Annotated in this window: 8 protein-coding genes; 7 read left to right on the top strand and 1 reads right to left on the bottom strand. The window is 70.8% G+C overall.

The window, feature by feature from the left end; translation table 11 throughout:
- The first annotated feature begins 3 nt into the window (after positions 1–3).
- From hslO to FJV41_RS43810, 7 genes are all read left to right on the top strand, one after another.
- On the top strand, positions 4–813 hold the full coding sequence (gene hslO, locus FJV41_RS43840; RefSeq protein WP_246137800.1) for an Hsp33 family molecular chaperone HslO: 810 nt from the start codon (positions 4–6) through the stop codon (positions 811–813).
- 34 nt (positions 814–847) lie between these two features.
- Positions 848–1,879, top strand: coding sequence for a Glu/Leu/Phe/Val dehydrogenase family protein (locus FJV41_RS43835; RefSeq protein WP_141648593.1), 1,032 nt, complete (start codon positions 848–850; stop codon positions 1,877–1,879).
- 119 nt (positions 1,880–1,998) lie between these two features.
- A complete protein-coding gene (locus FJV41_RS43830) occupies positions 1,999–2,742 on the top strand; it encodes a phosphoribosyltransferase (protein WP_141648592.1) in 744 nt (247 codons plus the stop codon).
- A 19-nt stretch (positions 2,743–2,761) separates the two neighbouring features.
- Positions 2,762–4,678 carry a selenocysteine-specific translation elongation factor gene (selB, locus tag FJV41_RS43825; RefSeq protein ID WP_141648591.1) on the top strand — a complete coding sequence of 639 codons (1,917 nt, stop codon included), beginning with the start codon at positions 2,762–2,764 and terminating at the stop codon, positions 4,676–4,678.
- The gene (locus FJV41_RS43820; RefSeq protein ID WP_141648590.1) at positions 4,675–7,191 is read left to right on the top strand and encodes an ATP-binding protein; all 2,517 of its coding nucleotides are present in this window, start codon (positions 4,675–4,677) and stop codon (positions 7,189–7,191) included. Before selB ends, FJV41_RS43820 begins: the two co-directional genes overlap by 4 nt.
- Positions 7,188–8,633, top strand: a complete 1,446-nt coding sequence (locus FJV41_RS43815) for a sigma-54-dependent transcriptional regulator (protein ID WP_141648589.1) — start codon at positions 7,188–7,190, stop codon at positions 8,631–8,633. The genes FJV41_RS43820 and FJV41_RS43815 overlap by 4 nt, the downstream gene beginning before the upstream one ends.
- Before the next feature lie 501 nt (positions 8,634–9,134).
- Positions 9,135–9,905 (top strand): GNAT family N-acetyltransferase, encoded by a 771-nt coding sequence (locus tag FJV41_RS43810; RefSeq protein WP_246137799.1) that lies wholly within the window; start codon positions 9,135–9,137, stop codon positions 9,903–9,905.
- Positions 9,906–10,004: 99 nt separating this feature from the next.
- Here FJV41_RS43810 and FJV41_RS43805 read toward each other — a convergent pair whose 3' ends face one another.
- Positions 10,005–11,564: an NADH-quinone oxidoreductase subunit N gene (locus FJV41_RS43805; protein ID WP_141648587.1), complete on the bottom strand. Its 1,560-nt coding sequence runs from the start codon at positions 11,562–11,564 to the stop codon at positions 10,005–10,007.
- Positions 11,565–11,634 lie beyond the last annotated feature (70 nt).

The raw sequence follows: 11,634 nt of genomic DNA, 5'->3' as shown, positions 1-11,634 counted from the left end.
TGTATAAGAGACAGCCACCACACGGCCCCCGCCGCCGCGGCGCTGCTGTCCCAGGCCCTCACCGCCGCCGCCCTCCTGGGCGCGCTCCAGAAGGGCGACTCCCGCGTCAACCTCCAGGTGGAGTGTGACGGGCCGCTGCGGGGCCTCTTCGTGGACGGCGACACGTCCGGCCTCGTGCGGGGCTACGTGAAGAACACCCTCGTGGAGTACGTGGGCGGTGGCGGCGACCAGTACCTCTGGCGCCCCGTGCTGGGGAACAAGGGCTTCCTGTCCGTGCTGCGGGATTTGGGCGGAGGCGAGCACTACCGCTCGTCGGTGGAGCTGGAGCACTTCGACCTCGCCGCCGACCTGGAGCGCTACTTCCATCAGTCGGATCAGCTCCCGTCGCGCCTGGTGCTGGCGCAGCTGCCGGCCCAGGTCGACGGCAAGACGGAGTCCCTGGGCGTGGTGGCCGGCCTGCTCATCCAGCCCTTGCCCGGCGCGGACCTGGAGGCCTTCCAGGCGCTCGGTGAGCGGCTGCGTCATGACGCCCCGTCGGTGCTCCTGGCGCACGCGGCGTCGGGTGGGGCCGCGGTGTTGCGCGCGCTGTTGCCGGAGGCGGACTTCGAGGTGATGTCCCGCTATCCGCTGCGCTTCGGCTGCTCGTGCAGCGAGGACCGCGTGAAGCGCGCGCTGCTCGCGATGGGACGCGAGGAGCTGCAGGACCTTCTGGAGAAAGAAGGACAAGCGGAAGCAACGTGTCAATTCTGTACGACGCGCTATGTCATTCCAGGAGAGGAAATTCGAAGCATGCTGGCGAGCGGCACGGTTTGACTTGGGTGCGTGGCCTCGGTAGAGGCCGCGCGCCATGAGTTACTTCACGCAATTGCTCGAGGGCGGCTACGAAGCCGTCCATCTGCTCAGCGACTCCCGGACGGGCCTGAGGGCCATCGTCGGAATGCACAACACGCGGCTCGGTCCCGGGCTGGGGGGTACGCGCGCGTTGGCGACGTACACCAGCGAGGAGGAGGCCGTCGCGGACGCACTCCGGCTGGCGCGAGGCATGACCTACAAGGCGGCGCTGGCGGGCCTGCCGCACGGCGGTGGCAAGGCCGTCATCATGCTGCCGCGTGGCAACTTCGACCGGGCGAAGCTGTTCGAGTCCTTTGGTCGCGCGGTGGAGTCGCTCGGCGGCCGCTACATCACCACCGAGGACAGCGGCACCAGCACGGACGACATGGAGCACGTGCGCAAGCACACGAAGAATGTCGTCGGCCTGAAGGAGCGCAGCGGAGACCCGTCGCCGGTGACGGCGTACGGCGTGGCGCGCGCGATGGAGGCCACGGCGAAGCACGTCTTCGGCCGGCCGGACCTCAAGGGGCTGCGCGTCACGGTGCTGGGCGTGGGCCACGTGGGCATGTACCTCGTGAAGGAACTGCACGAGCGCGGCGCGAAGGTCTGGGTGAGCGACATCAACGCCCAGAGCGTGGCGCACGCGGTGAAGGAGTACGGCGCCACGGCGGTGGACGCGGACACCCTGCACCGCATGGAGGCGGACGTGTACGCGCCCTGCGCGCTGGGCGGCGCCATCAACGACGCCACGCTGCCACTCTTGAAGGTGAAGGCGGTGTGTGGAGCGGCGAACAATCAGCTGCTCACCATGCGACACGGCGAGCAGCTCGCCAGCCGGGGCATCCTCTACGTGCCGGACTACGCGGCCAACGCCGGGGGCCTCATCAACGTGGCTCAGGAGTGGGCGGGGTATGACCGGGAGAAGGCGTATGCCCGGGCGGCGAACATCTTCGACACCATCGACACGGTGCTGCGGCGCGCGAAGGAGTCCGGTCTGCGTCCGGAGCAGGTCGCCGACCGGATGGTGGAGGAGAAGCTGGCGGCCTGAGGTGGGCCGGCACCTCGACGTGTCTTCGGACGCGTCGAGGACGGGGACTTCAGCGGGATGTGGCCAGGGCGCGGTCCTCGGGGTATGACGGGGCCGCACCCCAGCCGGAGCTCACCGCCGTGGCCACCAAGCGGGCAGCGCCCGGGCCCAAGGCCCAGGGCAAGCGCAAGCCCACCGCGAAGTCCTCCTCGAAGAAGACTTCTCCGAAGTCTCGTGTCGCGCCGTCGTCGGCGTCGTTGTCCGCCGCGGAGCGCAAGCAGGCGCAGAAGCTCGTCTCCATTCCCGTGGACCTGGTGTTGGCGCCGCAGGTGGAAGCGCCGCGTCAGCCCACTGGCAAGGACCAGTCGCGCAAGCGCTCCGCGGGCGTGAAGGAGCTGACGTGGGCGGACTTCGACCGCGCCGTGCACCACCTGGCCGATGCCATCCGCAAGACGTTCAAGCCGGAGGCGGTGGTGGGTGTGGCCCACGGCGGCGTCTTCGTCGGGGGCGCGCTGTCCTCGGCGCTGGGCTGCGCGTTCTTCCCGGTGCGCATCAGCCGTCGCAGCCGGGACAGGGGTGACGAGGGGCGTCCGAAGGGCGGCCCCAAGACGAGCGGGGAGATGCCGCGCGAGCTGAAGGGCAAGCGCGTGCTCATCGTCGACGACGTGGCGTCCAGCGGCGACACGCTGTCGCTGGCCACGGCGCTGGCGCGTGAGGCGGGCGCCACCAAGGTGTCGACGGCGTGCCTCATCGCGAAGCCGGAGGGGTTCGCCCCGGACTTCGCCGGGCTGACCACGGGCTCGCTCGTCGTCTTCCCGTGGGACTACGCGCCTGGCGCGGGCGACGCGCGCTTCGAAGAGGACCCGGACAAGGCGGGGGCGTGAGCGGTGCCGTGGTGAGGCGATGATTGTCGGCACCGCGGGCCACATCGACCACGGCAAGACGTCGTTGGTGAAGGCCCTCACCGGCATCGACACGGACAGGCTCCAGGAAGAGAAGCGTCGGGGCATCACCCTGGAGCTGGGCTTCGCGCACCTGACGCTGGATGACGGCACGGTGGCGGGCGTGGTGGACGTGCCCGGCCACGAGCGCTTCGTGAAGGCGATGGCCGCGGGCGCTGGCGGCGTGGACCTGGCCGTGCTGGTGGTGGCGTCGGACGAGGGCGTGATGCCCCAGACGCGCGAGCACCTGGACATCTGCCGGCTCCTGGGCGTGCGCGCCGGTGTCGTCGCCCTCACCAAGTCGGACCTGCTGGCGGAGCCGGGGCCGGAGTGGCGCGTGCTGGTGGAGGCGGACCTCGCCGCGCTCACCACGGGCTCGTTCCTGGAGGGGGCGCCGGTGGTGCCCTGCTCGACGCGCACGGGGGAGGGACTGGACGCGCTGCGCACGGCGCTCAGCCGCGCCGCCGGGGCGCTGGCGAAGCGTCCCTCCGAGGGGCCGACGTTCCTCCCGGTGGACCGCGTCTTCACGCTGAAGGGCTTCGGCACGGTGGTGACGGGCACGTTGCTGTCGGGCACGGTGGCGGTGGACGACGCGGTGTCGCTGTTGCCGGGACAGCCGGGCCCGTTGCGCGTGCGCGGCGTGCAGGTGCACGGGCGGGCGGTGGAGAAGGTGGAGGCCGGGCAGCGCGCGGCGGTGAACCTGCCGGGCGTGGAGGCGGAGTCACTCCACCGAGGGCAGGTGCTGACGCGCTCGGGAGAGCTGCCCGAGACGCGCATGCTGGACGTGGAGTTGACGCTGCTGCCGACGGCGGAGTCGCCGCTGCCGCGTCGCAGGAAGCTGCTGTTGCACCTGGGCACCTCCCAGGTGGAGGCCACGGTGGCGCTGCTGGACGTGGAGCGGCTGGAGCCTGGCGAGACGACGCTGGCGCAGCTCCGGTTGGAGGCTCCGGTGGCGGCGCTCGTGGGCCAGCGCTTCATCCTCCGGGGCTCGCGCGCGCTGCCGGGGCGGGGCGCGACGCTCGCGGGCGGACGGGTGCTGTCGATTGTGCCCCCTCGGCGCCGCAAGGGGGGCTCGGCGGTGGTGGCGCCGTTGCGAGAGGCGGACCCGGCGGGGCAGGTGGCCTGGTTGCTGCGGCAGGCGGGCTATCGCGGACTGACGCAGCAGGAGCTGTTCGGCCGCTCCGGGCTGGGGCCTCGGGTGCTGACGCGCGCGCTGGAGCTGTCGGGCACGCGGGGCGCGGCGTTGCTGCTGGACCGCGAGAAGCGGCTGTATCTGTCCGGCGAGGTATTCGAGGGACTGCAGGGGCGAGCGCTCGCACTGCTGGCCGCATTCCATGAGCGCGAGCCCTTGCGCGAGGGGCTGTCCCGAGAGGAACTGCGGCAGCGCCTGTCGTCCGAGCTGGACGCTCGCGCCTTCCAGCGGGTGTTGCAGGGACTGGGGGACACCGGGAAGCTGGAGGTGGACCGGGACCTCGTGCGTCTGAAGGGGCGCGGCCGTGCATTGTCGCTGGGGGACGAGGCGGCCCGGGCGCGGCTCGCCGCGGAGCTGTCCGCGACGGGACTGGCCCCGCCCACGGAGGGCGAGCTGTCCCAGAAGCTCCAGCTCCCGGTGCCCCGCCTGCGAGAGCTGATGAAGGTGCTGGTGGCCGAGGGGAGGGTGGTGAAGGTCAGCGAGGAGCTGTGCTTCGACGCGGCGGCGCTGGGCGCCCTTCGGGAGCGGCTGGTTGCCCACCTGCGCGAGAAGAAGGAAATTACCACCCAGGCCTTCAAGGAACTGGTGGGACAGAGCCGCAAGTTCGTCATCCCTCTGTCCGAGTACTTCGACCGGGAGAAGGTGACGCTCCGGGTGGGCGAGAAGCGGGTGCTGCGTCGCGGATGAGCACGAGGCATTACAGCGAGGCGTCGCTGCGCGCCTTCATCGAGCCCTTCGCCAACCCCGTGCTCGCGGTGGTGGACGGACGGGTGTTCGCCGCGAATGACGCGTACCTCGCGCTCCTGGGGCTTCCCCGGGAGCGGGTCGAGGGGCGCTCCATCATGGACTTCGTCCAGCCGGAGGACCGCAGCCGGCTGGTCGAGCGCTACCGCCTGCTGGAGTCCGGCGTGCCCATGGAGGCGGCGACGCAGCTGTACCAGGTGCCCTCGGCGGACGGCGTCACCCGCGAGGTGGCCCTCTACGCGTCCCATCTCTCGCTCGAGAGCGGGGGGCGGGCGCTGCTGCTCAACCTGCTTCCCATGGTGGACCGGCCCACCGAGCTGTCCGTGGCCGAGCGACTGGTGGAGACCTCCGCGGGCCTCGTGTCCGCGCACTCCGAGGACGCGGTGCGCCGCGTCGCGCTCAAGGGCCTGGAGGCCGCGGGCTTCCGGGTGCGGCTGTTGCGGTGGGACGGCATGCGGCTGCACGCGCTCGACGGGGGGCCTCCTCCGGTGGACGTGTACCTGGGGCTGGAGGCGCTGTCGGACGGGCGCCCTGTCTTCGGTGGCGCGGAGCGGGCCTCGCCCACGCATGTGTACCTGCCGGTGGGTGGGCCCCAGGTGGAGGTGCTGCGCGTGGAGGGGCCCTGGGTGGCGCCTCGCCACGGCTCGGTGCTGACGCTCTTCGCCAAGGTGGTGGGGGCGGCGCTGACGGACGCGCGTGTGCAGGCGGACAGCACCCGCAGCCGGTGGGAAGTGGGCGCCGTCGCGGAGATGGCGCGCTTCGTGGCGCGGCCGATTCCCCCCACGCCGGAGGACTTCCTGTCGCGCGTGTCGGAGCTGCTGCTGGCGGAGGCCGCCGTGCTGCACCTGACGAGTGGCGAGGAGGGCCCGCTGGAGCTGACCGCCCACTTCGGGCTGGCGGAGAGCGGTGTCTCCCCGGGGGCCGTGGACCGCCTGAGCCGGGTGATGGGGGCCTCGGTGCCGGACGCCCTGGATGGAGACCTCACCACGGAGGCGCAGGCGGCGGTGCTGCGCGAAGTCTCCGGCGGGGCGCTGGGCAGTGGCGCGGCGGTGCGGCTGGCTCGGGGCGGAGAAGTCTGTGGGGTACTCCAGGTCCTGCGTGCTCCGGACCGGCCCTTCGACGCGCGGGACGTGCGGCTGCTCGGGACGTTGTCGGAGTTGCTGGTGACGCTGCTGGAGCAGCGGCGGCTGCGCTCGGAGTCCGGGCGGCAGCTCACGGAGACGCGCCTGCTGTTGGACCTGGCCCGCACCACGTCGGGCGTGCTGGAGACCTCCAGCATCCTCGACGTGGCCTCGGACTTCCTGGTCCACCTGTTGGACGTGTCCAACTGCTACATCATGCTGTACGACGAGAGCGCCAAGGTGCTCCGGGGCGCCGCGGCCTCCGCGGCCCATCGCGACTTCTTCCGCACGGTGGTGTTGTCGCTGAGCAGTGACAGCGTGGCGGCCCGGGCCGCGCGCGAGCGGCGGCCGGTGGCCATCGAGGACGTGGAGGCCTCTGGCGGAGGCTTCAACCCGCAGCTCGTCCAGCGCTTCGGCGAGAAGGCGCTCCTGGCGTTGCCGCTCACCTCGCGCGAGGAGCTCATTGGCGTGGTGTTGGTGGACGACACGCGGCGCACCCGGGGCTTCAGCCCCCAGCTCGTCGAGCTGGCAGAGGCCACGTGTGGCCAGCTGGCGCTCTCCATCGCCAACGCGCGCCTGTACGAATCGCTGTGGGCCAGCTACGCGGAGCTGGCCGCCACGCGCGCGGAGATGGTGAAGCGCGAGCGACTGGCGGCGCTGGGCGAGCTGTCCGCGATTGTCGCGCACGAGGTGCGCAACCCGCTGGGCGTCATCTTCAACGCGGTGGCGTCGCTGCGCCGGCTGCTGGAGCCCGCGGGTGACGCGGGGATGCTGCTGGACATCCTGGGCGAGGAGAGCGACCGCCTCAACCGCATCGTCGGCGACCTGCTGGACTACACGCGCCCCAGGAACCCGGTGCTCCAGCACGAGGACCTGGGCCGAGTGCTCCAGGACTCGCTGGAGGCGGCGCGCGTGCAGGGCGGTGGCACGGACCGGCCCGTGCAAATCGATTCGGAGGTGGAGCCCGGCTTGCCGCCGGTGCCCATGGACCGCAGGCTCATCCGCCAGGCGCTCGTCAACGTGGCCGTCAACGCGATTCAGTCCATGCCGCAGGGCGGGAGGGTGCAGGTGCGGGCTCGACGGGAGGCGCATGGTGGGCGTGAGCAGCTGCGCATCGACGTGGCGGACCAGGGGCTGGGCATTCCCGCCGAGCTGCTCCACCGCGTCTTCGAACCCTTCTTCACCACCAAGGCGCAGGGCACGGGCCTGGGCCTGGCTGTCGTCAAACGTATCCTCGAGGAACATCGAGGCGAAATCGCCGTGGACAGCGTCCCCGGTCGCGGTACCACCTTCACTTTCCGCCTTCCTCTCTCGCAGCCCCCGTCCTTCCCATGACTGACGCGAACACCCCGCCGTCCCGTGGACGCATCCTCGTCGTGGACGACCAGCGCAACATGCGCGCGACCACCGCGTTGCTTCTGCGCGCCGAGCACTACACCGTCTTCGAGGCGGGCACGGGTGAGGAGGCCCTGGCCCACCTGTCGGGCGGCAGCATGGACCTGCTGCTGACGGACTTGAAGATGGAGCCCATGGACGGGCTGACGCTGCTCAGGCGCGCGCTGGAGGTGGCCCCCCGGCTCCAGGTCATCATGATGACGGCCTTCGGCTCCATCGAGAGCGCGGTGGAGGCGATGCGGCTGGGCGCCTACGACTACGTCACCAAGCCCTTCAAGGAGAGCGAGCTGCGCTACCGCGTGGAGCGCGCCCTGGAGCGCGCGCGCCTCCTGCGCGACGTGGACAACCTCGCCACCGACTTCAACCAGCGCCACGGCCTGTCCGCGCTGGTGGGGCGCAGCGCGGCCATGAGGGACCTCACCTCGCGGCTGATGCGCGTGGCCCAGAGCGACGCCACCGTGCTCATCCAGGGCGAGAGCGGCACCGGCAAGGAGCTGGTGGCCCGGGCGCTCCACGCGCACAGCCGTCGCAAGAGCCGCTCCTTCGTGCCCGTCAACTGCGCCGCCATCAGCGAGTCCCTGCTGGAGAGCGAGCTGTTCGGCCATGCGAAGGGTGCCTTCACGGGCGCGGTGAAGGCGCGCCGCGGCCTCTTCGAGGAGGCCGATGGCGGCACGCTCTTCATCGACGAGGTGACGGAGACGAGCCCCACCTTCCAGTCCAAGCTGCTGCGCGCCCTCCAGGAGGGTGAAGTCCGCCGCGTGGGCGAGTCCACCGCGCTGCGCGTGGACGTGCGCACCGTCGCCGCCACCAACCGCGATATCGAAGTGGAGGTGCGTGAGAAGCGCTTCCGCCAGGACCTCTACTACCGCCTCAACGTGGTGACGCTGCGCGTGCCCCCCCTGCGCGAGCGTCTGGAGGACGTGCCCGCGCTCGCCGAGCACTTCCTGGAGCGCGCCAACGCCCGCAGCCCCAACCCCCGGCGCCTGTCCGCCTCCGCCGTGACGCACCTGATGGGCTACGACTTCCCTGGCAACGTGCGCGAGCTGGAGAACCTGGTGGAGCAGGCCGCCGCGCTCGCCGAAAGCGACGAGCTGCTGCCCGAGGACTTCCCGCTGCGACAGGCCCGCCTGTCGCCCGCGCACGGCTCATCTGGCCTCAGCGCCCTGGACGGGCAGTTGGGCCTGGGCTCGGGCACGAGCGGAGGCCCCACGCTGGCCCAGGTGGTGGAAGAGGCCGAGCGCCGCGCCATCGCCCAGTCCCTGGAGCGCCATGGCGTGGACCTTGCCCGCGTCGCGGACGAGCTGGGCGTCTCCTCCACCACGCTGTGGCGGAAGATGAAGCGCCTCAACCTCCGCCCGCCCAGCGAGGCGGTCCGGGAGTAGGGTGGAGTTGGACGTGTAACTTTTGCGCACCTGTGGATTCAGATCCGAAATGAACGAGGTTCATCGGTGAAAAACACAGGCGCTTGAAATCATTGAGAATTTTCAGTTCTGCAAGTCGATTTCAGGGCTGCAATGCAATCGCCGAGGTTGGCCAGTGTCTGGTGGACCTCTAAGTGCCTGAGAAAACTGGAGTTTGTCTCAAAACGACTCTTGGCACGACGACTGCTATAGCTCCACGCGGGACACATCGAAGCGAGGCTGAAGGCGGTTCCCCCCCACCCCTTCAGCACTTCCGGTGAGTCACCTTCAGAAGACCCGCGGCCCGACCCTCCCCTGTGGAGTGTCGGGCCGCCTTCTTTTGTGCTGTTGGCCGTTGAAATCCGCCCGCGTCGGTGTTCGCTCCATCCTTCCGCGGAGGAATGCCTGATGGCGGTGGAAGCGCGACGGCAGCCGAGTGCGTGGGCCCTGAGGCCTGGCCGGGCCTCTGACTACGAAACCTACGTGAGGTTGTTCGCGGAGCTGGGGGTGGACGAACCACCTCCGTCCGCCTCCATGTGGGCCCATGAGGTGGCCCCCCGCACCCTGCTGGTGGACGGGCCGGGTGGGGTGGAGGGGTACACGTCGACGGACGCGCTGGGAGAGCTGGGCTACGTGGGGCAGTTGGTGGTGGCGCCCTCCGCGCGTCGGCGGGGGTTGGGGCGCTGGTTGATGGAGCGGGTGGCGGAGCGCTTCCGGGAGCAGGGCTGTCGGAGCTGGGCCCTCAACGTGAAGCGGGACAACGTCGCGGCCCTGGGGCTGTACACCTCGCTGGGCATGAGGCGCGCGCGCCAGGGCATCAACCTGAAGGTGACGCGAGCCCAGGTGGCCGCGCTTCCGCCCGTGCCTGGCGGGCTGGTGGTGGTGCCCCTGGAGGCAGGTGACTGGGCGCCGCTGACGGGGGCCTTCGGGATGATGCCGGGCAAGCTGGCGCGCTACGCGACGCTGGCCTCGCACCGACTGCTGCGGCTGGCGCGCGAGGATGGTGTGGAGGAGGCGCCGCTCGGGATGATGGACGTGCGCTCGGGTGGCGCGGTGTTGTTTCCCTTCTTCGCGGCCTCACTGCCTCATGCGCGGGCGCTGCTGGAGGGCGCCTTCTCGCTGCTGGGGACCTCGCGCGAATCGATGGGCGTGGTGGTGACGGATGACGCGCCACTGGAGCGAATCCTGCGCGACGCGGGAGCCGGCGTGAGCCTGGAGACCTTCGAGCTGCGTGGAGCGCTTCCGGAGCCGTAGCGCGCGCTTCGTGGCGGGCCCCGGAAAAGACGACGCCCGCCCGAGCACGAGGCCGGGGCGGGCGTGGGAACAACCACGGGGCAGGCAGCCCCGCGAGGGCTACTGGCCGAAGATGCTGCTGGCCTGCTCCAGCCACGCGGTGATGGGGCCGGGGAGGATACCGAACACCACCACGGCGGCGGTGGAGAGGACCAGCGCCAGCTCCGTGGACCAGCTCCGCTCGAGCGGCTGGGCGCCCTCTGGCACGGGCCGCATGAACATGTAGACCACCACGCGCAGGTAGTAATAGGCGCCCGCCGCGCTGGCGAGCACGCCGACGATGGCCAGGCCGATGAGGCCCGAGTCCACCGCGCTCTGGAAGATGAGCAGCTTGCTCATGAAGCCGATGGTGGGAGGAATCCCGCCCAGCGACAGCATGAAGGTGGCCATGGCCACGGCCCAGCCCGGACGGCGCTGCGCCAGCCCGCTGAACCGCTCCAAGTCCCACGCGGTTCCCTTCTCCTCGTCCTCGCGGCGCTCCAGCACGGACACCAGGGTGAAGGCACCCACGGCGCTGAAGGTGTAGGCGAGCAGATAGAAGAGGATGCCGCGCAGCGCCTGCGAGCGGGCCAGCTCCACCGGCGAGCCACCCGTCAGCTCGGACGGGCCCAGCAGGCGGAACTGCTCGCCCGGCGCGGTGACGAACAAGGCCGCCACGCCCACCAGGAGGTATCCGGCGTGGGCGATGGACGAGTACGCCAGCATGCGCTTCACGTTGCGCTGCGGAATCGCCAGCAGGTTGCCCACCACCATGGTGAGGAAGGCGAGGGTGGAGAACAGCACCAGCGGCAGGTGCGGGTCGATTCCCTTGCCCAGCGTGAGGAACACGCGCACCAGCGCCGCGAAGGCCGCGGCCTTCACGCCCGCGCTCATCAGCGCGGTGACGGGGGTGGGGGCACCCTCGTACACGTCCGGCGTCCACATGTGGAAGGGCACCGCGGCGACCTTGAAGGCGAAGCCGGAGCCCAGGAGGATGAGGCCCGCGTAGACCAGCGCCGGCTGGGTGGCGAGCGCGCCGGACAGCGGGCCCACCATGGCCGTCAGCTTCGTCGTGCCGGTGGCGCCGTACAGGAGCGCCGCGCCGTACAGCAGCACCGCGGAGGAGAAGGCGCCGAGGATGAAGTACTTGAAGCCCGCCTCGCTCGGCCGCGTGCCACGTCGCAGGTACGACGTCAGCGCGTAGGTCGCGATGGAGAGGACCTCCAGGTTGACGAAGAGGGTGATGAGCTCGTTGGACATCGCCAGCAGGCTCATGCCCGCCGCGGCGAAGAGCATCAGCGCGTAGAACTCACCGCGCTCCGCCCCGCGCTTGCGCAGGAAGCTCACCGAACTCAACGCCGCCAGGCCCAGGCCCACGCACACCACGAAGGTGAGGAAGCTGGAGAAGGGGTCCAGCACGCCGAAGCCGAGGAACGCCTCGTGCGCCGGCTCGAACATGGAGGCCACGGCCACGGCGCCCGCCGCCACCGCCGCCACCACGGTGAGCACGGCCTGGTAGGAGCGCGACGCGGTGGCGCTGAGGAACACCTCCGACAGGAGCAGGATGCAGGCTCCCACCACCAGGATGATGGCGGGAATCAGCGGGAGGAAGTCTGCCAGGGTGAGATTGGGCAGGATCATGTCGTGGGCTCAGGCGGCTTACGGCCGAGACGAGGGGACGGCCCGGGCGGCGAGCGGGGTGGGGGCGCTC

The sequence above is a fragment of the Myxococcus llanfairpwllgwyngyllgogerychwyrndrobwllllantysiliogogogochensis genome, assembly GCF_006636215.1.
In the GTDB taxonomy this organism is placed as follows: domain Bacteria; phylum Myxococcota; class Myxococcia; order Myxococcales; family Myxococcaceae; genus Myxococcus; species Myxococcus llanfairpwllgwyngyllgogerychwyrndrobwllllantysiliogogogochensis.
The sequence above is the reverse complement of the archived record's forward strand: the minus strand, read 5'-3'. Positions and strand labels throughout refer to the sequence as shown.